Source organism: Bradyrhizobium sp. Pa8, from assembly GCF_052588265.1.
This window is the reverse complement of the sequence record NZ_CP176767.1, coordinates 97,473-119,749: the sequence shown is the minus strand read 5'-3', so window position 1 is coordinate 119,749 and position 22,277 is coordinate 97,473. Positions and strand designations below refer to the sequence as shown.

The 22,277-nt window shown below is 65.6% G+C and carries 20 protein-coding genes and 1 tRNA gene; 14 read left to right on the top strand and 7 right to left on the bottom strand.

Features of this window, described 5'->3' with window-relative positions:
- Positions 1-171: 171 nt before the first annotated feature.
- Positions 172-597, bottom strand: a complete 426-nt coding sequence (locus tag ACKWRH_RS00515) for an organic hydroperoxide resistance protein (protein ID WP_445218887.1) — start codon at positions 595-597, stop codon at positions 172-174.
- A 154-nt stretch (positions 598-751) separates the two neighbouring features.
- Here ACKWRH_RS00515 and ACKWRH_RS00510 point away from each other — a divergent pair, with 154 nt between their 5' ends.
- Positions 752-1,210, top strand: coding sequence for a MarR family winged helix-turn-helix transcriptional regulator (locus ACKWRH_RS00510; RefSeq protein WP_014490915.1), 459 nt, complete (start codon positions 752-754; stop codon positions 1,208-1,210).
- Positions 1,211-1,214: 4 nt separating this feature from the next.
- On the opposite strand, the gene ACKWRH_RS00505 is transcribed toward ACKWRH_RS00510, so the two are convergent.
- From ACKWRH_RS00505 to ACKWRH_RS00495, 3 genes are all read right to left on the bottom strand, one after another.
- Entirely contained in the window at positions 1,215-1,451 is a 237-nt protein-coding gene (locus tag ACKWRH_RS00505; protein WP_445218886.1) for a GIY-YIG nuclease family protein, read from the bottom strand.
- Positions 1,452-1,591: 140 nt separating this feature from the next.
- Positions 1,592-1,667: transfer RNA gene (locus ACKWRH_RS00500), tRNA-Ala, on the bottom strand.
- A gap of 96 nt (positions 1,668-1,763) precedes the next feature.
- Positions 1,764-2,171, bottom strand: a complete 408-nt coding sequence (locus ACKWRH_RS00495) for a TIGR02300 family protein (protein ID WP_028149794.1) — start codon at positions 2,169-2,171, stop codon at positions 1,764-1,766.
- Between the two features lie 170 nt (positions 2,172-2,341).
- Here ACKWRH_RS00495 and aroA point away from each other — a divergent pair, with 170 nt between their 5' ends.
- The 13 genes from aroA (at position 2,342) to ACKWRH_RS00430 (ending at position 15,017) form a co-directional block, all read left to right on the top strand.
- Positions 2,342-3,679, top strand: coding sequence for a 3-phosphoshikimate 1-carboxyvinyltransferase (aroA, locus tag ACKWRH_RS00490; RefSeq protein ID WP_445218885.1), 1,338 nt, complete (start codon positions 2,342-2,344; stop codon positions 3,677-3,679).
- Positions 3,676-4,314: a (d)CMP kinase gene (cmk, locus tag ACKWRH_RS00485; protein WP_445218884.1), complete on the top strand. Its 639-nt coding sequence runs from the start codon at positions 3,676-3,678 to the stop codon at positions 4,312-4,314. The genes aroA and cmk overlap by 4 nt, the downstream gene beginning before the upstream one ends.
- Before the next feature lie 265 nt (positions 4,315-4,579).
- Entirely contained in the window at positions 4,580-6,283 is a 1,704-nt protein-coding gene (gene rpsA, locus ACKWRH_RS00480) for a 30S ribosomal protein S1 (protein WP_014490919.1), read from the top strand.
- Between the two features lie 353 nt (positions 6,284-6,636).
- On the top strand, positions 6,637-7,617 hold the full coding sequence (gene sppA, locus ACKWRH_RS00475) for a signal peptide peptidase SppA (protein ID WP_445218883.1): 981 nt from the start codon (positions 6,637-6,639) through the stop codon (positions 7,615-7,617).
- 171 nt (positions 7,618-7,788) lie between these two features.
- On the top strand, positions 7,789-8,094 hold the full coding sequence (locus tag ACKWRH_RS00470) for an integration host factor subunit beta (RefSeq protein WP_007598410.1): 306 nt from the start codon (positions 7,789-7,791) through the stop codon (positions 8,092-8,094).
- A 71-nt stretch (positions 8,095-8,165) separates the two neighbouring features.
- Positions 8,166-8,558, top strand: a complete 393-nt coding sequence (locus ACKWRH_RS00465; protein WP_445218882.1) for a lipopolysaccharide assembly protein LapA domain-containing protein — start codon at positions 8,166-8,168, stop codon at positions 8,556-8,558.
- A 66-nt stretch (positions 8,559-8,624) separates the two neighbouring features.
- Positions 8,625-9,296 (top strand): phosphoribosylanthranilate isomerase, encoded by a 672-nt coding sequence (locus ACKWRH_RS00460; protein ID WP_445218881.1) that lies wholly within the window; start codon positions 8,625-8,627, stop codon positions 9,294-9,296.
- Entirely contained in the window at positions 9,293-10,510 is a 1,218-nt protein-coding gene (trpB, locus tag ACKWRH_RS00455) for a tryptophan synthase subunit beta (protein WP_445218880.1), read from the top strand. Before ACKWRH_RS00460 ends, trpB begins: the two co-directional genes overlap by 4 nt.
- Positions 10,507-11,343, top strand: a complete 837-nt coding sequence (gene trpA, locus ACKWRH_RS00450; RefSeq protein ID WP_445218879.1) for a tryptophan synthase subunit alpha — start codon at positions 10,507-10,509, stop codon at positions 11,341-11,343. The genes trpB and trpA overlap by 4 nt, the downstream gene beginning before the upstream one ends.
- Positions 11,344-11,454: 111 nt before the next feature.
- A complete protein-coding gene (accD, locus tag ACKWRH_RS00445) occupies positions 11,455-12,396 on the top strand; it encodes an acetyl-CoA carboxylase, carboxyltransferase subunit beta (protein ID WP_028155439.1) in 942 nt (313 codons plus the stop codon).
- On the top strand, positions 12,393-13,736 hold the full coding sequence (locus tag ACKWRH_RS00440; RefSeq protein ID WP_445218878.1) for a bifunctional folylpolyglutamate synthase/dihydrofolate synthase: 1,344 nt from the start codon (positions 12,393-12,395) through the stop codon (positions 13,734-13,736). The genes accD and ACKWRH_RS00440 overlap by 4 nt, the downstream gene beginning before the upstream one ends.
- Positions 13,737-13,773: 37 nt before the next feature.
- Positions 13,774-14,514, top strand: coding sequence for a metallophosphoesterase family protein (locus tag ACKWRH_RS00435; RefSeq protein ID WP_445222595.1), 741 nt, complete (start codon positions 13,774-13,776; stop codon positions 14,512-14,514).
- A complete protein-coding gene (locus ACKWRH_RS00430; RefSeq protein WP_445218877.1) occupies positions 14,502-15,017 on the top strand; it encodes an SRPBCC family protein in 516 nt (171 codons plus the stop codon). Before ACKWRH_RS00435 ends, ACKWRH_RS00430 begins: the two co-directional genes overlap by 13 nt.
- Before the next feature lie 74 nt (positions 15,018-15,091).
- On the opposite strand, the gene trxA is transcribed toward ACKWRH_RS00430, so the two are convergent.
- The 3 genes from trxA to addB all read right to left on the bottom strand — a co-directional run bounded on the left by trxA (position 15,092) and on the right by addB (position 22,129).
- Positions 15,092-15,412 carry a thioredoxin gene (trxA, locus tag ACKWRH_RS00425; RefSeq protein WP_008540017.1) on the bottom strand — a complete coding sequence of 107 codons (321 nt, stop codon included), beginning with the start codon at positions 15,410-15,412 and terminating at the stop codon, positions 15,092-15,094.
- Positions 15,413-15,479: 67 nt separating this feature from the next.
- A complete protein-coding gene (addA, locus tag ACKWRH_RS00420) occupies positions 15,480-18,989 on the bottom strand; it encodes a double-strand break repair helicase AddA (RefSeq protein ID WP_445218876.1) in 3,510 nt (1,169 codons plus the stop codon).
- Positions 18,983-22,129 (bottom strand): double-strand break repair protein AddB, encoded by a 3,147-nt coding sequence (addB, locus tag ACKWRH_RS00415; RefSeq protein ID WP_445218875.1) that lies wholly within the window; start codon positions 22,127-22,129, stop codon positions 18,983-18,985. The genes addA and addB overlap by 7 nt, the downstream gene beginning before the upstream one ends.
- Between the last annotated feature and the right edge of the window lie 148 nt (positions 22,130-22,277).

Below are 22,277 nucleotides of genomic sequence, written 5' to 3'. Positions count from 1 at the left end.
CTGTGTCGATCATTGATCACAGGCCTAGCGAGGTTTTTTTGCGCCAGCAATGGCTTGGTGCGTAGGGGCGTATGCGGTGCCGCCGTGCAATCCCGCGGCGTGGCAAAACAACAAAACAGAGGGAAGCGGCCGGCCCGAGGGGGATCTCGGGCCAGCCAATCCGCCGTTTGATCAGACGACCGTCAGGCGAACGTCGACATTGCCGCGCGTGGCATTGGAGTAGGGGCACACCTGGTGGGCCTTCTCGACCAGCGCCTCGGCTTCCGCGCGGGCAAGGCCCGGCAGCGAGACGGCGAGGTCGATGTCGAGGCCGAAGCCGCCGGCCGAGCGCGGGCCGATGCCGACGGTGGAGGTGACCGAGGCGTCAGCCGGAACCTTCGGGCCGCCCTGCGAGGCCACGAACTTCATCGCGCCGATGAAGCAGGCGGCATAGCCGGCCGCAAACAGCTGCTCGGGATTGTTGCCGGCGCCGCCGCCGCCGCCGAGCTCCTTCGGCGTGGTGAGCTTGACGTCGAGCGCGCCGTCGAGGGTCGCCGCATGGCCGTCGCGGCCGCCGGTGGCCTTGGCGCTGGTCTTGTACAGGACGTTCACGGTCATTTTCGTCTCCTCAGGTCTTCGGGTTAGGGTGGAACCTACATCGCAAACAATTAGATTGCGCGCAATTGAAATTTGCATGCCTCACATTTAATTGTTCGCAATTGAATGTATGGCCGCCCGGTCCCAGAATGGAGGAAACCGCGTGAGATTCTCGATGCCCCGGAAATTATCGGCGCTGGACCCGCAGCGCCTCGACAATCAGATCTGCTTCGCGGTCTATTCGGCCGCGCATGCCTTCAATCGGGTCTACAAGCCGCTGCTCGACCGGCTCGGCCTGACCTACCCGCAATATCTGGTGATGCTGGTGCTGTGGGAGCGCGACGACGTGCCGGTCAAGGACATCGGCGAAAAGCTGTTCCTGGATTCGGGCACGCTGACGCCGCTGCTCAAGCGCCTCGAGGCCGCGCATCTCGTCAAGCGCACCCGCTCGCGCGAGGACGAGCGTCAGGTGCTGATCGCGCTGACCCCGCAGGGCCACGCGTTGAAGGAAAAAGCGCGCGCCGTGCCGCAATCGATCCTGGCTGCGTCGGATTGCTCGGTCTCGGAACTGGTCGCGATGAAGGACGAGATCGTGGCGCTGCGCGATCGGTTGAATGCGGTGATCGGGGAGTAGGGGGCTAGAAGCGCCTTTTGGCGAAGGCGCGGCCGGACGCTGACTTCAGGTACTTCTCGAACGCGACGGCCTGCTTCTCGTTGCTGAACGCAATGTAAGTCTTGAGACGCCAAGGTCCGAATTTCGAGGTGTGAGGCACCTCGCCAGCATTGTGCTTTATCAGTCGGGCGCGCAGATCGTCAGTGATCCCGACATAGAAGTGGAGGGAATCGAGGCTTTCGAGAATGTAGACGTATTTCACGGCGTGCTCCCCAGCTGTCGAGGGAGAGCTTACATCCGCATTCGATCTGCTGAAGCCCGGCTTCGCCCTTCGGGCTACGCCGCGGCAGCCTTCGCTACGATAGGGCTTGCCGAGCCGAAGCTGGCGAAGCCAGCGAAGGCTGGTGGAGCCAGGCGGGATCGAACCGCCGACCTCTTGCATGCCATGCAAGCGCTCTCCCAGCTGAGCTATGGCCCCTTAGTCTTCCAGTTGGGAGGATCCTGGTGGATCACTCCCGACCGCCGAGCCTGGTGACTCGCGCGGTGCACCCTTTTTCACAGATCAGGGCTGATCTCAAGTCTCTTCATCACCTCCGACATCACCAATGATGTCTGTGACGTCCTCATCGCCCTCTTCTTCGTCGGCGATGAAGGTCGAATCATCATCATCGTCGTCGTCGATGGTCTCGTCGACCTCGATATCGTCCTCGGATTCGGGCACCACGGCCTTGACCTTGCCGGTGTTCTCCTCGGCATCGGCCTCCTCGAGCGAGACCTCTTCGACTTCTGCCGGCTCCGGCGTGGTGTCGGCGGCCGCTGCGTGGCGCGCTTCGGCGCCGCGGGTCGCGCGAGCCGGCGCCACGGGGGCGATCGGCACGACTTCGCCGGTATAGGGCGAGATCACCGGATTCTTGTTGAGGTCATAGAATTTCTTGCCCGTGGTCGGGCAAATACGTTTGGTTCCGAGTTCGGACTTGGCCACGGCAGGAATCCTGGGAATGTCTGAAAAGCGGTGTTTCACTTGGCTAGTTGGCGGCCCGCTGTCAATAGCGCATTACGGGAGAAAGACATGCCCGTGACGGCGGGCAGACCTTGTGGTACCTGCCCCGCGAGCCCCGCAGGGATGTTTCGGGCCTATCCAAGGACACAAATTTGACTGATTCCGACAAGCCGACGCCGCTTCAGTCGCGCGCAAGCGGTCCCCTGACCGGGAAAGTACGGGTCCCCGGGGACAAGTCGATCTCCCACCGTGCCCTCATCCTCGGCGCGCTCGCGGTCGGCGAGACCCGGATTTCGGGCCTGCTCGAGGGCGAGGACGTCCTCAACACCGCCAAATCGATGCAGGCGCTGGGCGCCAGGGTCGAGCGCACCGGCGATTTCGCCTGGAAGGTGAACGGCGTGGGCGTCGCCGGCTTTGCCGAGCCCAGGGCGCCGCTTGATTTCGGCAACTCCGGCACCGGTTGCCGGCTGGTCATGGGCGCCGTTGCCGGCTCCCCGATTTCGGCGGTTTTCGACGGCGATGCCTCGCTGCGCAGCCGCCCCATGCGCCGGATCCTCGATCCGCTCGAGAAGATGGGCGCCAGAGTGGTGTCCGGCGGCGAGGGCGGCCGTCTGCCGCTCACCGTCCAGGGCGCGCGTGATCCGCTGCCGATCACCTACAAGACCCCGGTCGCCTCGGCCCAGATCAAATCGGCCGTGCTGCTGGCGGGCCTGGCCGCGCCCGGCACCACGACGGTGATCGAGACCGAGGCCAGCCGCGACCATACCGAGCTGATGCTGAAGCACTTTGGCGCCGACATCACCTCCGCGCAGGAGGGCCAGCACGGCCGCCGCATCACGCTGATTGGCCAGCCCGAGCTGCATGGCGCCACCGTCGTTGTGCCCGCCGATCCCTCTTCGGCGGCCTTTCCGGTCGTCGCGGCGCTGATCGTCGAAGGCTCGGATGTCGTCCTGTCCGACGTGATGACCAATCCGCTGCGCACCGGCCTGTTCACCACGCTGCGCGAAATGGGCGCCTCGATCGAGGAAAGCGAAGTCCGCGGCGATGCCGGCGAGCCGATGGCGCAGCTGCGCGTGCGCGCGTCAAAACTGCGCGGTGTCGAGGTGCCGCCGGAGCGCGCGCCCTCGATGATCGACGAATATCTCGTGCTGGCGGTGGCGGCTTCCTTCGCCGAAGGCACGACCATCATGCGCGGCCTGCACGAGCTGCGCGTCAAGGAATCCGATCGCCTGGAGGCCACCGCCGCCATGCTGCGTGTCAACGGCGTGAAGGTCGAGATCTCCGGCGACGATCTGATCGTCGAAGGGCGCGGCCACGTTCCGGGCGGCGGCATTGTCGCCACGCACATGGATCATCGCATCGCAATGTCCGCGCTGGTGATGGGCTGCGCCTCCGACCAGCCCGTGACCGTCGACGACACCGCCTTCATCGCAACCAGTTTCCCAGACTTCATTCCGATGATGCGTTCGTTGGGGGCCGAGTTCTCATGATCATCGCCATCGACGGGCCCGCGGCCTCGGGCAAGGGGACGCTCGGCAAACGCCTCGCCCATCATTACGGCTATCGTCATCTCGATACCGGCGTCATTTATCGCGCGGTGGCCTATGCCGTGATGGAATCCGGTCATGATCTCCGGGACGAGGCGGCTGCGGTGCAGGCTGCGCTGGAGCTTGATCCCGAAAGGTTCGGCAATCCCGCCCTGAAGACCCAGGAGGCCGGCGAGGGCGCCTCGATCGTCTCGGCGATCCCCAGGGTTCGCGAGGTCCTGCTCAATTTCCAGCGGCAATTCGCCGCCGATCCGCCCGGCGCCGTGCTCGACGGCCGGGACATTGGAACCGTGATCTGCCCCCATGCCGACGTGAAGATTTTCGTGGTCGCCGATCCCAAGGTCCGCGCCCGCCGCCGGACCATGGAAGCCAAGGCGAGGGGCGAGGAGGCGGACGAGGCGGCGGTGCTCGCCGACATCATCCGGCGCGACGAGCGCGACAAGAACCGGCCGATTGCGCCCTTGAAGCCGGCCCCGGATGCTTACTTGCTAGATAACTCCCAACTGGATATAGAAGGCGGCGTCCGGGCCGCCATCGACATTATCGAGGCCGTCCGAGCGGGCCGGTCGCGGGGTTAAGCCGCCGCCGTCATTGGAGGAAGCGCCCGCTCCCGCTCTTTGAGGTCGATAACCCCGGTCCCCTGTTTGGGCCCGGCGCGATCCAGGCTCCGGACACAGATTTCAACGTATCGAACGCGCGGGCCTCAGCCGGCCCGCTTCCGCTGTTCCGCCGCAAGGCCGGAGCAGCGAGCGGTCGCTCGAAGGTCTTGCGGACCTTCCGACACTGCGCGTGCGATGCGCCCATGAACCCAACGGCCGGCATACTTCCGCAACTGGAGAACAAATGGCTTCGACTTCTGCTGATACCTACAGCCCGTCGCGTGACGATTTCGCCGCGATGCTCGACGAGTCCTTCGCAGGTGGCAACCTGCAGGAGAGCTCCGTCGTCAAGGGCAAGGTGGTTGCAATTGAAAAAGACATGGCCGTCATCGACGTCGGCCTGAAGACCGAGGGCCGCGTCGCCCTGCGCGAATTTTCCGGCCCCGGCCGTGACAGCGAGATCAAGGTCGGCGACGAGGTCGAAGTGTTCCTCGATCGTATCGAGAACGCCCTCGGCGAAGCCGTGCTGTCGCGCGACAAGGCGCGCCGCGAGGAGAGCTGGGGCAAGCTCGAGAAGGCCTTCCAGAACAACGAGAAGGTCAACGGCGTCATCTTCAACCAGGTCAAGGGCGGCTTCACCGTCGACCTCGACGGTGCCGTGGCCTTCCTGCCGCGCTCGCAGGTCGACATCCGTCCGATCCGCGACGTTGCGCCGCTGATGAACAACTCGCAGCCGTTCCAGATCCTCAAGATGGATCGCCGCCGCGGCAACATCGTCGTCTCCCGCCGCACGGTGCTGGAAGAGACCCGCGCCGAGCAGCGCCAGGAGCTGGTGCAGAACCTCGAAGAGGGTCAGGTCATCGACGGCGTGGTCAAGAACATCACCGATTACGGTGCGTTCGTTGATCTCGGCGGTATCGACGGTCTGCTGCACGTCACCGACATCGCGTGGCGCCGCGTCAACCACCCGACCGAGGTGCTCTCGATCGGCCAGACCGTGAAGGTCAAGATCATCAAGATCAACCACGAGACGCACCGCATCTCGCTGGGCATGAAGCAGCTGCTGGACGATCCGTGGCAGGGCATCGAAGCCAAGTACCCGCTGGGTGCCCGCTTCACCGGCCGCGTCACCAACATCACCGACTACGGTGCGTTCGTCGAGCTCGAGCCGGGCATCGAAGGCCTGATCCACGTCTCCGAGATGTCGTGGACCAAGAAGAACATGCACCCCGGCAAGATCGTTTCGACCTCGCAGGAAGTCGAAGTGCAGGTGCTGGAAGTCGATTCCGTCAAGCGCCGCATCTCGCTCGGCCTCAAGCAGACCATGCGCAACCCGTGGGAGGTCTTCGTCGAAGGTCACCCGACTGGTTCGGTGGTCGAAGGCGAGGTCAAGAACAAGACCGAGTTCGGTCTGTTCCTGGGCCTCGAGGGCGACGTCGACGGCATGGTCCATCTCTCCGACCTCGACTGGAAGCTTCCGGGCGAGCAGGTGATCGACAACTACAAGAAGGGCGACGTGGTGAAAGCCGTGGTGCTCGATGTGGACGTCGAGAAGGAGCGCATCTCGCTCGGCATCAAGCAGCTCGAAGGCGACCCCTTCGCCGAGCCGGGCGATGTCAAGAAGGGCGCGGTCGTGACCTGCGAAGTGCTCGAAGTGAAGGAAAGCGGCATCGAGGTGAAGATCACCGGTACCGACTTCTCGACCTTCATCAAGCGTTCGGAGCTCGCCCGTGACCGCAACGACCAGCGCGCCGAGCGCTTCGCCGTCGGCGAGAAGGTCGATGCCCGCGTGATCCAGTTCGACAAGAAGGCCCGCAAGGTCCAGGTTTCGATCAAGGCGCTCGAAGTCGCCGAAGAGAAGGAAGCCATCGCGCAGTACGGCTCCTCCGATTCGGGGGCGACGCTCGGTGACATCCTCGGCACCGCGCTCAAGAACCGCGACAAGTAAGCGAAACACCCGTTTCGCAACCATCAAAGCCCCGGCGCGAGCCGGGGCTTTTTTGTTGCGGCATGCTCCGCCGTCGTCCCGGACAAGCGAAGCGAAGCGGAGCGCCGATCCGGGATCCATAACCACAGGGAGTGGTTTGGCAAAGACTCGTGGTCGCCAGTTGTGCGTCACAACTGCTTCCTGTGGCTATGGGTCCCCGCGGTCGCGGGGACGACGAATGGGTTTGTGGTGGCTTCCTCGGCAGCTCACAGCCTTGTTTTCTTCAAATTGCGCCGCAATTGATGTATCCAGATAAGCCAATAGTCACGCTGTGACGGCACAACGCGCCCAGCCTTTCATTTGGAGATATTCCGATGTCGCTCGATTCGGACATCATCGTCGATCGCCGCAGGATTCGTCGCAAGCTGACGTTCTGGCGCGTGATGGCTGCGCTGATCGCGATCGCGGCGATTGCGGGCTTCGCGCTGATCGCAACACCCGGTGCGCGCGGCACGTTCGCATCCGCCGGCTCGATCGCGCGGGTCCAGATCGATGGCCTGATCCGCAGCGACTCCGATCGTACCCAGGCGCTGGAGCGACTGGAGAACTCGCAGGCCGCCGCCGTCATCATTCACATCAACTCGCCGGGTGGCACCACCGCCGGCTCCGAGCAGCTTTATGACTCGCTGGTGCGGCTGAAGGCGAAGAAGCCGCTCGTCGTCGTGGTCGAAGGCCTCGCTGCGTCCGGCGGTTACATCACCGCGATCGCGAGCGACCACATCATTGCCCAGCAGAGCTCGCTGGTCGGTTCGATCGGCGTGCTGTTCCAGTTTCCCAACGTCACGGAGTTGCTGAAGACCGTCGGTGTGAAGGTCGAGGAGGTCAAATCCTCGCCGCTGAAGGCCGCGCCGAACGGTTTTGAGCCGACCAGCCCCGAGGCACGCGCCGCGCTCGATGCGCTGGTGAAGGATTCCTATGCCTGGTTCAGGGGATTGGTGAAGGAGCGGCGTGGCATGGATGACACGCAGCTCGAAAAAGTCGCCGATGGCCGCGTCTTCACCGGACGCCAGGCGATCGATCTCAAGCTGATCGATCAGCTCGGCGACGAGAAGACCGCCGTGACCTGGCTGGTCGAGCAGAAGGGCGTCAAGAAGGGCCTCACCGTCCGCGATTACAAGCTCCAGCCCCGCTTTGGCGATCTGCCGTTCCTCAAAACGGCTGCCGTCGTCACGCTGGAAGCGCTTGGTTTAGGCTCGATTGCGCATCAGATCGGGCAAACCGGCGTCGCGCAGGCCGTCGATCGGCTCGGAATGGATGGAATGCTGGCCCTGTGGCAGCCGGCTGCGTCAAATTGATGGAACCGGGCGAGCTTCAGAGGCTTTTCCCGTCTGGCGGGTAGCGGGGCGGCCCGCTTTTTCGGCATTTGTCACGCATTTTCCCGACGCTCAACCTTCATTTAGCGTCTTGACAGATCACAGTATTTTCACGGAAATGGTCATCCGCACGCTTCCGGGTCAATTCTCTCGATGATCAAATCCGAACTTGTTCAGCGTATCGCCGAGCACAACCCGCATCTGTACCAGCGGGATGTCGAGAACATTGTGAATGCGATTCTCGAAGAAATCGTAGCGGCTCTCGCGCGCGGTGATCGCGTCGAGTTGCGCGGCTTCGGTGCCTTCTCGGTCAAGCATCGCCCTGCGCGCGCAGGGCGTAATCCGCGCACCGGCGCCCATGTGCCCGTCGACCAGAAGAGCGTTCCGTTCTTCAAGACCGGCAAGGAAATGCGCGAACGGCTGAACCGCGACCATCCGGATCCAGGCGCGCCAGACTGAGACCGGCGTCAGGGTTTTCCGCGGTCGCGAGAGATGCGGCCGGAAGCTTGATTCAAGGCGAGCGAAGCGAGATGCGAAAGTTCCTGACCGCGCTGATCGTAATTCCGCTGGGCCTGATCCTGGTGACCTTCGCCGTCGCCAACCGGCATTTCGTCACGGTCTCTTTCGACCCCTTCATTACGAACGACCCGTCATTCTCGGTGACGTTGCCGCTGTTCCTGCTCCTCATCCTGGTGGCTGCCCTCGGGGTCCTCGCGGGCGGCTGCGCGGTCTGGCTCGGCCAGCGGCACTGGCGGCGCGCGGCGCGCCGGAATGATGCGGATGCGCGGGCTGCCCGGACCGAATTGGCCGATCTGCGGGCCCAGGCGGCCGCAGCGAAGCCCCAGCCCCGGCACCTCCCCGTTCCCGCCGGGGTGGGCCTTTACGGGCCAATCGGGCGAGACAAGCAGCGCGCGACGTTGTAGAAGCGGCCGCAACCGAAAACCCGGTTTTACGGCCGCAGACCCGCGGCCTTCAGCTGCTTTGAGACCATGTCCCTGCTCGTCAAAATCTGCGGCCTGTCCACGCGCGAGACGCTCGAAACAGCGCTCGACGCCGGTGCCGACATGGTGGGGCTCGTGTTCTTTCCGCCGTCGCCACGGCACGTCTCTCTGGAGCTTGGCCGCGACCTCGGCCGCCAGGTGAAGCGGCGCGCGCTCAAGGTCGCGCTCACGGTCGATGCCGACGACGCCACGCTCGACAACATCATGGACGCGCTGTCGCCGGACATTCTCCAGCTCCACGGCAAGGAGAGCGTCGCGCGGCTGCGCGACATCAAGCAACGGTTCGGCCGTCCGGTGATGAAAGCGGTACCGGTCGCAACCGCCGCCGATCTCGCCGTGCTGCCTGGCTACGCAGAGGTTGCCGATCGCATCCTGTTCGACGCGCGGGCGCCAAAGGACGCGACACGTCCCGGCGGCCTCGGCGCGGCCTTCGATTGGCATCTGCTCGAAAACCTGGAACTCAAGCTGCCGTACATGGTTTCGGGCGGACTTGATGCCCACAACGTCGCCGAGGCTCTTCGGGTCACGCGCGCCGGCGGCGTCGACGTCTCCTCCGGTGTCGAGAGCGCCTCCGGCGTCAAGGATCCCGAGATGATTAAGGCCTTCATTCGCGCCGCGCGCGCCACCCAAGATGCAAGTCAAGAGTTGAGCGTTCGATGAACATCGCCAAACCAAATTCCTACCGCAGCGGTCCCGACGACCGCGGGCACTTCGGCATTTTCGGCGGCCGCTTCGTCGCCGAAACCCTGATGCCGCTGATCCTCGACCTGGAAAAGGCCTACACCGCGGCGAAGGCCGATCCAGCCTTCCAGGCCGAGATGAACGGCTATCTCAAGAACTATGTCGGCCGGCCCTCGCCGCTCTATTTCGCCGAACGCCTCACCGAGCATCTCGGCGGCGCCAAGATTTACCTCAAGCGCGAAGAGCTCAACCACACCGGTTCGCACAAGGTGAACAACGTGCTCGGCCAGATCATGCTGGCGCGGCGCATGGGCAAGAAGCGCATCATCGCCGAGACCGGCGCCGGCCAGCACGGCGTCGCCACCGCGACGCTGTGTGCGCGCTTTGGCCTGGAATGCGTTGTCTATATGGGCGCCGTCGACGTCGAGCGGCAGCAGCCCAACGTCATCCGCATGGAGATGCTGGGCGCGACGGTGGTCCCGGTGCAGTCGGGCACGCGCACGCTGAAGGACGCCATGAACGAGGCGCTGCGCGACTGGGTCACCAACGTGCACAACACGTTCTACTGCATCGGCACGGTCGCGGGCCCGCATCCCTATCCGACGCTGGTGCGCGACTTCCAGTCGATCATCGGCAACGAGACCAGGACGCAGATGCAGGAGGTCGAAGGCCGCCTGCCGGATTCGCTGGTTGCCTGCATCGGCGGCGGCTCGAACGCGATGGGCCTGTTCCATCCCTTCCTCGACGATCCCTCCGTCGAAATTTTCGGCGTCGAAGCCGCCGGCCATGGGCTCACGCAGCTGCATGCGGCCTCGATCGCGGGCGGCCGTCCCGGCGTGCTGCACGGCAACCGCACTTATCTCTTGATGGATGCGGACGGCCAGATCCAGGACGCGCATTCGATCTCCGCCGGCCTCGACTATCCCGGCATCGGTCCCGAGCACTCCTGGCTGCACGAGATCGGCCGCGTCAACTATCTCTCCGCGACCGATGACGAGGCGCTCGCAGCATTCCAGTTGCTGTCGCGGCTGGAAGGCATCATCCCCGCGCTCGAACCCGCGCATGCCATCGCCAAGGTGATGGAGCTCGCGCCGAAGCGGCCGAGAGATCACCTGATGGTCGTCAATCTCTCCGGCCGCGGCGACAAGGACGTCCCGCAGGTCGGCGACATCCTGAGGGGCAAGAGCAAGTGACCACGCGTATCGACACCCGTTTTGCCGAGCTGAAGAAAGCGGGCCGCTCGGCCTTCGTCACCTACGTGATGGCCGGCGATCCCGATCTCACGACGTCGCTCGATATCGTCAAGGCGCTGCCCAAGGCAGGCGCCGACGTCATCGAACTCGGCATTCCCTTCACCGATCCGATGGCGGATGGTCCCTCGATTCAGGCGGCAGGTCTGCGCGCGCTCAAGAACGGCATGACCTTGAAGAAGACGCTGGAGCTTGTGCGCGGCTTCCGCAAGGACGACAACGTCACGCCGCTGGTGCTGATGGGCTATTACAATCCGATCTATATCTACGGCGTCGACAAGTTTTTGGCCGATGCCAAGACGGCCGGCGTTGACGGCCTGATCATCGTCGATTTGCCGCCGGAGGAAGACGACGAGCTCTGCATTCCCGCGCTGAAGGCGGGCCTGAACTTCATTCGCCTCGCGACCCCGACCACCGACGACAAGCGCCTGCCCGCGGTACTCGCGAACACATCAGGCTTTGTCTACTACGTCTCTATCGCCGGCATCACCGGTGCCGCGGCGGCGGACGCGAATGCCGTCGGTGAAGCCGTCGCGCGCATCAAGCGGCATACCAAGCTGCCGATCTGCGTTGGCTTTGGCATCCGCACGCCGGAGTCGGCGCGCGCCATTGCCGAGAAGGCCGATGGTTCGGTGGTCGGCACCGCGCTGGTCGATGCGCTCAAGAACAGCCTCGATGCCGAGGGCCGCGCGACCGCCAAAACCGTTAACGCCGTGGCCGAGCTGACCGCGGCGCTGGCCCAGGGCGTCAAGGGCGCGAAACAGGCGGCCGAATAGGCCATAATTCCGCTTCTGGGGCGGGCGAACACTGCGGCTTGCCGGGCAGAGGCCCGGCCGCCATATATCCTTCAGCGGCCCTTCCGCGGGGCTCGCACATCGGAGCAAACCATGAACTGGCTTACCAATGTGGTTCGGCCGAAGATCCGCAACATGCTGCGACGGGAGACGCCGGAGAATCTGTGGATCAAGTGCCCGGATTCCGGACAGCTCGTGTTCTACAAGGACGTCGAGGCCAACCAGTTCGTCATCCCCGGCTCGAACTACCACATGCGCATGGGCGCGGTGGCGCGTCTGAAGTCGATCTTCGACAACGAGACCTGGTACGACGTCGCGCTGCCCGACGTCACGCCCGATCCGCTTAAGTTCCGTGACGAGAAAAAGTACGTCGACCGCATCAAGGATGCCCGCGCGCGCACCAATCTGAACGACGCGATCAAGGTCGGCTATGGCAAGCTCGAAGGCGCCGCCGCCGTCGTCGCCGTGCAGGATTTCGATTTCATGGGCGGCTCGCTCGGCATGGCCGCGGGCGAAGCCATCGTGCGCGGGCTGGAGCTCGCGGTCGAGAAGAAATCGCCGTTCATCGTGTTCGCCGCATCGGGCGGCGCGCGCATGCAGGAAGGCATCCTGTCGCTGATGCAGATGCCGCGCACCACGGTCGCGGTGCAGATGCTGCGCGAGGCGAAACAGCCCTACATCGTCGTGCTGACCAACCCGACCACCGGCGGCGTCACCGCATCCTATGCGATGCTGGGTGACGTGCAGATCGCCGAGCCCGGCGCGCTGATCGGCTTCGCCGGCGCGCGCGTGATCGAGCAGACCATCCGCGAGAAATTGCCGGAAGGCTTCCAGCGTGCCGAATATCTGAAGGATCACGGCATGGTCGACATGGTCGTGCATCGTCACGAACTGCGCCCGACCCTGGCTCGGCTGTGCCGCCTGCTGACCAAGGCGCCGGCGCAGGAAGGCGCATCGAAATCGGTGCAGCCGGTGGTCAGTCCGGCGCAGATCGTCTCGGCCGCCGAGACGGCGCCGGCCGCGCCGCACGCGTGAACGCGTCCTCTGACAACGCAAAGTCGCCGCTCGGTGAATTGATCGGGCGGCTCTCGGCCCTGCATCAAAAGCGTATCGATCTCGGGCTCGAGCGGATGCACCGCCTGCTCGAGCGGCTCGACCACCCTGAACGCAAGCTACCGCCGGTGATTCATATCGCCGGCACCAACGGCAAGGGCTCGACGCTCGCTTATCTGCGCGCGACGCTGGAGGCTGCAGGCCTGCGGGTCCATGCCTACACCTCGCCCTATCTCGTCCGCATCAACGAATGCTTCCGGCTCGGCCGCGTCGGCGGCGGGGTGCTCGTCGGCGACGACGAATTGCGCGCGGCGCTTGAGGAGGTCGAGCAGGTCAATGCGGGCGAAGCCGCGACCGTGTTCGAGCTGAAGACCGCCGCTGCCTTCCATCTGTTCGCGCAGAACCCCGCCGATGTCGTGCTGCTCGAAGTCGGCCTCGGCGGCCGGCTCGATTCGACCAATGTGATCGACACGCCGGCGGCCTGCGTGATCACACCGATCAGCATGGATCATATGGATTTCCTCGGCGATACGCTGACCTCCATCGCCGGCGAAAAGGCGGCGATCATCAAGCGCGGCGTGCCCGTGATTTGCGCCGAGCAGACGGGCGAGGCGATGGCCGTGATCGAGGCGCAGGCCAGGCGCATGCGCGCGCCGCTGTTTGCCGCGGGCGAGAGCTGGCACGTCAATGTCGAGCACGGACGTCTGGTCTATTCCGACGATCGCGGCCTGATGGATCTCACGGCACCGCGGCTGTTCGGCCGCCACCAGTTCGACAATGCGGGGCTCGCGATCGCAACGCTGCGCGCGATTCCGGCTTTCAAGATCAATCAGGCTTCCTTCGAGGCCGGCATCGTCGGTGCCGAATGGCCCGCGCGGATGCAGCGCATCACCTCGGGCGAGCTGCTCGCGCTCGGGCCGCAGGGCTCGGAGATCTGGCTCGACGGCGGCCACAATGCCGAAGGCGGGCGCGTTGCAGCAGCCGCGCTCGGCGATCTCGAGGAGCGGGTGTCGCGTCCGCTGGTCGTGATCGCCGGCATGATGGCCAACAAGGACGCGCAAGGTTTTCTCGCCAATTTCTCCGGCCTGACCCGCCACATCATCGCGGTGCCGATCCCCGACACCGAGAATGCGATGCCGGTCGACCGCCTCGCGGATGCCGCGCGCAGCCTCGGCATGCGCGTCGAGACCGCGCCCGGCATCGAAGCCGCGCTGCGTTCGCTCGCGCGGCTTGCCTACGAAGTGCCGCCGCGCATCCTGATCACCGGCTCGCTGTACCTCGCCGGCCATGTGTTGGGCATCAACGGCACGCCTCCTGCATAGGAAGTCTCGTGTCTTCGATACGAGATTGGGAATGCCAATGCGTTTTGCCGCGATTGCCGACGTCCACGGAAACCATCTCGCGCTGGAGGCGGTACTTGCCGACATCCGCGCGCAGGGCATCGCCGACATCGTCAATCTCGGCGACATGCTGAGCGGCCCGCTCGATGCGCGCCGGACCATCGAGATCCTGATGCAGCTCGCCGCCGTGCACGTGCTCGGCAATCACGACCGCTATCTGCTCGACCGTCCGGCGGAAAAGATGGGTTCATGGGACCGTCCCGCCTACGAAGCGCTCAATGCCGCCCAGCTCGACTGGTTGCGCGCGCAGCCGATGAGGCGGGTGTTTCGCGAGCAGGTTTTCCTCTGCCATGCGACGCCCGATGACGACGAGGTCTATTGGCTCGATACCGTGCATCCCGACGGCACGGTCGCGCTATCGCCGCTCGACCGCATCGAGCAGTTCGCGCAAGGCGTCGCGCAGTCGCTGATCCTCTGCGCCCACACCCATCTCGCCCGCGCGGTGCGGTTGCGCGACGGCCGGCTGATCGTCAATCCCGGCAGCGTCGGCAGCCCCGGCTATCGCGACGTGCATCCATTCCCGCATGTCGTCGAAGCCGGCACGGCGCACGCGCGCTATGCGATCCTCGAACTCATCGACGGTGCCTGGCAGGTGACGTTCCGCCAAGTCGTCTACGATCACGAAGCGATGGCCGCGCTCGCACGCCACAATGGCCAGCCGGAGCTGGCGAACGCGCTCGGGACAGGGTGGATCAAGTAAGCGTCTTCGCAGCCCGGTTTGACTTCTCGATAAGCGCGCTTGTTATATGCGTACCTGTCAAAGAGGGAGGCGCCATGGACGACGAACATGTCTGGCGAAACGAATTTGCCATCGAGACATCGGCAGGCGCAGAGACGATCTGGAGCATCTTCCGCGATGTGCCGGGTTGGAAAACTTGGAACGCAGGTATCGAGCAGATCGACATTGACGGGCCGTTTGCGGCCGGGACCTGGTTCACGATGAAGCCTCCGGGCGAGGAGGCGCTGCGCTCGCAGCTGATCGAGGTTCGCGAGAACGCGTGCTTCATCGACGAAACGCGAGTCGGCGATCTCGTCATCAAGGTCGCCCATCGCATCGAATCCCTTGGGCCAGGGCGCACGCGGATCGTTTACGTGGTCGACGCGCGAGGGCCGCAAGCGTCCGAGATCGGTCCGGCTGTCGCGTCGGATTTTCCCGATGTTCTCTCCAGTCTCGCCAAACTCGCCAAAACGAGATCGGCATGATTGCCGTCGAGCAAAAACAAAACGGCCGGCGTGTTGCCGGCCGTTGAAGAATTCTCAGTTACACGCGAAGCGGATCAGACCGCCGAGGTGATCCACTGCTGAAGCTTCGCCTTCGGCGCGGCGCCGACCTGGCGGGAGGCCATCTCGCCGCCCTTGAAGATCATCAGCGTCGGGATCGACATCACGCCGTATTTCGAGGCCGTCTTCGGGCTCTCGTCGACGTTGAGCTTCACGATCTTAACCTTGTCGCCCATCGCGCCGGCGATCTCGTCGAGGGCGGGTGCGATCATGCGGCAGGGGCCGCACCATTCGGCCCAGAAATCGACGACCACGGGGCCGTTCGCCTTGAGCACTTCGGCTTCGAAATCGGCGTCGGAAACCTTGCTAACGGCCATTGGAGTACCTCACTCGGTTGAAAGAATCGGCGCGGATGGGAATCGCGCTTGGGATCATGGCGTCAACCTATGAACGGCCCCTTGCCGGGTCAAGGACGCTCACACTGAGATGAAGGGATGCCAGCGCCGCGTCCAGCGCGGGGGCTGAAATCTCCATATATTCAAGGGCCTCGGTCCAGAGCAGAACGGCCCTGATCGGCTTTTGGGGATAAAGCCGCGCCAGCACAGCCCGGTACAGCGCAAGCTGCCGAACATAGGTGGCGGGCGCGGCGGCCGCGCTTTTGGGCGCCGCCTGGTTGGTCTTGAAATCGACGATCAAAACCTCGTCCGGACGAACGACCAGCCGGTCAATCTGTCCCGAAACCAGCGCTGGCGGCCGCCCCGGCCGGTCCAATCGGCCGACGATCGAGACCTCGGCACGGCTGCCGGCGGCAAACACCGGGGCAAAGCGCGGTTCGGCGATCAGGGCGAGAACCTTGCCGGCCAGCGCGGTCCGGTCGGCCTCCGTCCAGTCGGGCGCGTTGCGTGCCATGAACCCGAGCGCGGCCTCGCGCCGGCGGTCAGGGGCGATGTCGGGGAGGGATTGCAGCAGCCGGTGCACCAGCGTGCCGCGCTGCAGCGCCACCGCGCGGGACTGGACCGATTCGCCTGATCGCACGCTACGGCCTTCCTCGGCCGACTGGCCGGAGGGGCGCACGGGATCATCATCGACGGTCTCGCGCGGTAACGGCGTCCGCAGCCAGTCCGGCAATGCGATCGATTGATCCAGCGACATCGCAGGCGTGCCGAGCGCCGCGACATCCTCCGGCCGGGCGAATCGGGTCACCTTGCCGAGCGGCGTCTCGATCGTCTGCTTGTCCAGGCCCGAGCCGGTGAGCCCGGTGTCGATCAAATCGTACCAGCTCAGCTTGCGCACCGTCTTCATGTTGCCGGGCATGCAGCCGCCGACGATCAGCCGATCGGCCGCGCGCGTCATCGCGACATAGAGCAGGCGGCGATACTCGTCCTCGGTCTCCTCGATCATGGCCTTGCGTGCGTCGGCGACGGGCTTGGGATCATCGGCCTTGCGCCCGGCCCAGACCACGACTTCGCCGCCATTGCCGCGCGGCACGTGGATCAGCCGGACCCGCTGCGAATCCGCGGGCGATGATGTCGTGTCGACCATGAACACGACAGAGGCTTCGAGGCCCTTGGCGCCGTGCACCGTCATGACCCGCACCTCGTCGCGCGAGATCTCCATGTCGCGCTTCACCTCGGTGTCGGCCGAGCGCAGCCAGGCCATGAAACCCTGCAGCGAGGCCGGCGCCTTGCGCTCGTAATTCAGCGCCAGCTCCAGAAACTCGTCGAGCGCGTCGTTGGCCTCATGGCCGAGCCGGCGCAGGATGCGCGCGCGTCCGCCGTCGCCGCCGAGCAGCCAGGCGTAGAAGGCGAACGGAGTCTCGTCGCGCGACCGCGCCTCGCAGGCCTCAAGCCGCCGCAGTGCCGTGGCGAACGTCTCGCTTGTGGCGGCATGCTCGCCAAGCGCGCGGCGCAGCGACCCCTTGCGGCCCCAGGCGAGCTGAAACAGGTCGTCGTCATCGAGGCCGAACAGAGGGCTCTTCAGCGCAACCGCGAGCGCGAGATCGTCCTGCGGCAGCAGCAGCGCGTCTGCAAGATTCATCAGGTCGATGATCGCGATGTGCTCGGTCAGCTTCAGCCGGTCGGCGCCGGCGACCGGAACGTTGGCGTGCTTCAGCGCCTGGATCACGGCGTCGAACGCATTGCCGCGCCGGCGCACCAGGATCAGCATGTCGCCATAGCGCAGGGGGCGGCGCTCGCCTTCGTGTCCGGTCAGCGTGCCGCTCTCGACCAGTTGCTTGATCTCGGTCTGGATGCGGCGGGCGAGCTTCACCTCGGGGCTGGTGGTGGCGACGCCATCGAACGGCGCGCGCCAGCCCTCGATCTCCTGCCTGTCATCGGCCTCGGCGAGATCCCACAGCTCGATCACGCTCGGACCCGCATCGGCGAGCGCATTGTGCAGGGGATGGCCGATCTCGACCGAATGGATGCTCTTGTAGATCGCGGGCTCGCGGAAGACGTGGTCGACCGAGTGCAGGATCGCCGCGCCCGAGCGGAACGAATAGGTGAAGGCGACCGGATCGAACTTCAGGCCGGCGGCGGTGAACTTGCGGTGCAGCTCGCGCCGGCGCGCGTCGAATTCTCGGGGCTGGGCGCCCTGAAAGGAGAAGATCGACTGCTTTTCGTCGCCGACAGCAAAGACGGTGCGGCTCAACCCTTCGCGCGCGCCTTCGCCCGCGGTGAACTCGGAGATGATATGCGCGACGATGTCCCACTGCCGCGGGCTCGTATCCTGGGCCTCGTCGATCAGCACGTGATCGACGCCGCGATCGAGCTTGTAATGCACCCAGCCCGAGGAGACGCGGTCGAGCATCGCCAGCGTCTTGTCGATGAGGTCGTCGTAGTCGAGCAGCCCGCGCTCCTGCTTCTCACGGCGGTAGTTTGCGGCGGCCGCGGTCGCGATGTGCAGCAGGGCCGCGGTGCGGTCGCGCATGGTCACCGCGCGGCGCCTCTCGATCAATCCGCCGAGGCGCTGCACCTCGTTCTCGAACAGCCGTGCGACAGATGGGCTGTGATCGCCAAACTTCTTGGTCAGCACCGCCTTGCGCGGCAGCTTTTCGTCGGTGAGGAAGACGCCGAGATAGGCATCCACCTGCGCGGCACCGGAAAACACCTTGGCCTCGCGGAAACGAGCGGCCTGGCTCTTGTCGGAAGTGGTGCCGTCTTCCAGCGCGAAGGCGATGTCGTCCCAGCGCGACCGCGGCAGGAACGGGCCGTCGAGAATCTCCGTCTCGACGTCCTCGATGCGGTCGCTCGCATCGACGCCCAGCACCGCCGCCATCTGCGCAGCAGCTGCCCCGGCGTTGCCGGCCTCGTCGGTCCAGGCCATGAAATGATCGCGGCTGAGACAGGCCTCGCGCACGACCTCCTTGAAAGTCACGTCGGCGGCGCTCGCCATCGCGGTCAGCAGCGCGCGGCCGGTGACGGTCTCCGGATCGCGCGCGGCCTCCAGCAGCACCTTCAGATTGGCGCGCTCCATCATGTCCGTCTGGTCGCGCTCGTCGATCACGGCAAAGCGTGCCGGCACGTTGGCTTCGAACGGAAATTGCTGGAGCAGGCGCGTGCACAGCGCGTGGATGGTCTGCACCTTCAGCCCGCCCGGCGTCTCCAGCGCGCAGGCGAACAGCTTTCGCGCGTCGCGGCGGAGTTTTGCATTTGGATGCGGGATGCCGACCGCACGGATCGCTGCGTCGAGTCCGGCATCGTCCAGCGTCACCCAATGGCCAAGCGTGGTGAACACGCGCTCGGCCATGTTGGCGGCGGCGGCCTTGGTGAAGGTGATGCAGAGGATCTTTTCCGGCGGCACGCCCGACAGCAGCAGGCGGATCACGCGCTGCACCAGCACGTGGGTCTTGCCCGAGCCGGCATTGGCCGACACAAACGCCGACGCGGTCGGGTCGGACGCGCGCGCCTGCCTTGCGCGCACTTCATCCGGGATGGGGCGCGGCAGCTTCACCATTCCTCGATCCCCAGGCCGCCGGCCGCGGACCATTCCTTGATGCGGGCGAGGTCGTCATAAGTGCCGTAGCGGTTGGTCCACATCGGCAGGTTCAGCGAGGTGTACGCCTGATTCTCGTCCTCGAAGGCGCGGATCAGCGCCTCGAGCTTGGCGCGTGCTTCGGCGGCGGCCGTGTCCGGCGGCTGCGGCTCGTCGCCTTGCCTATACTTGAGCTCGAGGATGCGCTCCTCGCCCGGCGGATTGTTGCCGCTCAGGCGCACATAGACGAGCTGGCTGACGGATGCGCCCGCGTCGATGTCAGGGAATCCGCCCTCGCGCAGGATCGCCGCTTCCAGCGTCAGCTGCGGCGACAGGCCCATGCGGACCTGCTTGCCGGTCGGCGGCTGGCCGGTCTTGTAGTCGAGAATGGCGTAGCTGCCGCCCTGGCGCCGCTCGATGCGGTCGGCGCGGGCGGAAAGCTGGAAGCTGCGCTCGTGGTCGAGCCGGATCGAGATCTCGCCCCGCGTCTCCGCGGTGATCGACTCGATCACGTCACGCCGCGCCGTCTCCCATTCGCCGAACCAGCGCGCGATGCGCTGGAATCGAGGCCACCACAGCGCCCGCGCTTCGGGCCGCTCCATCAGCGGCGCGAAATACTTTTCACCGATCGCGCGCAGCACGCGCGCGGGATCGTCGGGCAGGCGCGCGGCGTAGCTTTCAGTGAACTCGCCGAGCGCATCGTGGATCGCCGAGCCGCGGTCGGCGGCCGACAACGGCATGTCGACGGGATCGAGCGCGTCGAGCCGCAAAATGTGCTTGGCGTAGATCGTGTAGGGATCACGCAACCAGTCCTCGATCGCGGTCACCGACATCTTCAGCGGCCGGGTCGCGCGCGGCGGCCGCGGCTCGGGCTGCTTGACCGGCTTGACCTCGTCGGGCTGGTCGAGCGCGCCCGCGAACTGCACGTATTTTTCGCCGGCGCGTATGGCAGTCTTCCAGTGTTCGTCACCCGCGACGGCTTCGAGCCGGTGCAGGAAGCGCGAGGCGACCGCCGGTGCGCCGCCGGCCTTGGCGGAATGGGTCAGGATCACCTCGCCGCCGCCGAGCAGTTGCGCGAAGTCGTGTGCGGAGAGGCCGATACGGCGCTCCGGCAAATCGAGGCCAAGCTCGTGCCGCATCGGCCGGCTCAGCCAGGGATCGATGCGCGGCGCCGGCGGCCAGACGCCTTCGATCAGGCCTCCAATGATGATCCGGTCGGCCTGCATCAGACGCGATTCCAGCGGGCCGTAGATCTGCAGCCGCGCGCCGGGCTTGTCCTGCCGCCGTACCGCGCGGTCGCTGAACGCGGTCTGGAAGACGTCGGCATAGTCAGGCAGCGTCACCATCAATCCGCTGGTGGTGCCGCCGCGCAGGAGGTCGTCGAAGGCGGCTGCGAGCGCCAAGCCCTCGCGCTCCTCGAAGGCGAGCGGGATGCCCTGGTCGTCGCGTGACAGCTCGATCATGATCTCGCGATGCCGGTGCGCGAGCTCGGCGAAGTCGTACGGTTTCGATGACGCGAGACTCTCGATCGGCGCCAACGCTTGTCGCAGGGCATCGATCAGCGCCTGGATGCGATCGAGGTCCTCCGCCTTCAGACGCGCGCGCGGCTCCGCGTGGTGCAGCGCCGAGACCTCGCTGCGCCACAGCTTTGCCAGCTCCTCGCGGAAACGATTGAATTCGCGCAGCAGGCCCGCGGTGCCCGCAGGCGGCCGCGTGCCGCGCAGGACCGCAAGCTCGAGGCCCTCGATCGCCGTCTTCCATCCGCCAGGCAGCCGGCCAAGCCGGCACAGCGGATGCTTCAGCATCGCCAGCAGCGTCGGCGGCTCCAATCCCTTCGTCGCCGCTTCCGATGCCAGACGCGCAAAAACGCCGGCGGACGTTTCCATCAGCACATCGCCGCCGGAATCGTCGAAGGCGAGATCCCATCGCGTCAGCGCGGCCATCACCCGCCGCGCCAGCGCGCGGTCGGGCGTCACCAGCGCCGCCGATTTGTCGAGATGGCGCGCCTCGCGCATCGCAATGGCGATCGCAAGCGCTTCCATTTCAGGATTGGGGGCTTCGACGACCGCGAGATTCTTCATGCCGCCCGCGATCTTCGCGGCGACGTCAGGCTGCTTCAGCCGGTCGTGCCAGACTTCCGTCTTGGCCGACGGACGCATCGATTCCGATGCGAGCAGATCGCGGCCGCGTTCCGCCGGCGGCTGGAGGATGTCGACGTCGCTGCGCTTGATGCCAAGGCGGTCCAGCAGCGCGTGCATGGCATATTGCGGATGGTTCGACGCCGGATGCTCTGCGAACTTGCCGAGCGCGTCGCGTACGCCGCCGATGGTGCGCCAGGCGTCCTCGTCCAGATCGGTGTCGAGGCCCGGCAGCACCACGGCGCCATGCGGCAGCGATGCGACCGCATGCAGGAATTTCGCTGTGGCCGGCATCGAGCCGGTGGAGCCGGCGGCGATCACGGGACCATGGGGATGCGCGGTCAACCGCCTGGCTTCCGCCGCGATGAGGAGATCGCGCCGCGCCGCAGGCTCGATCCGGTTGATCTCGGCGAGATGGCCGGGCCAGGCAATGCGCGCGATGCGCAGGAATTCGAGCGAGTGCTGCCAGTAGCGGTCGAGCATATCCGGCACCAGGCCGTCGAGCGCGCTCCAATCGACGCCGCGGGTCACCATGTCGTCGATCAGGCGTGCGAGATCGCCGGCCAGCGCGAGTGTCGAGGCGGGGCCGCCGACCACCAGCGGCGATAGCACCGGGCCCTTGGCCCAGGCCGCGACGAGTTGCGCCAGCGTCAGCCGCCGTTCGAGCTCGCCGAGCCGTGGCGGAATGTCGAGCGGCGTTGCGCCGGAAAATTGCTCGCCCTCGTCGGTAAACGCGAGCTCGTCCTCGTCGATGTCGCCGAGCGCAACGATGCGCGGCAGCACCACTGCGTCTGCCTTCATCTCCTCCAGAAAGATCTCGCGCACGACACGCATGGCGCGCCGGGTCGGCAGGTACAGCGTGGCATCCGCAAGCCGCGCCGGTTCCTTGCGCGCCTCGAAGCCGTCGACCAGCCGGCCGTCGAGCAGGCTCGAGACGACCGTGCGCAGGAACGGAACAGAGATGGGAACGCTGAAAACGCGCATGGGCTGCCTGATTCGGGAGTCAGGCGCCAATATAGGGAGGCGGATTCAAATGGATATGGGCTGGGGCAGATCTTCCCCGCTGTTCGCCGGACTCCGCAGGCATCGTAGGGTGGGCAAAGGCACCCTTGCGCCGTGCCCACCATGCTTT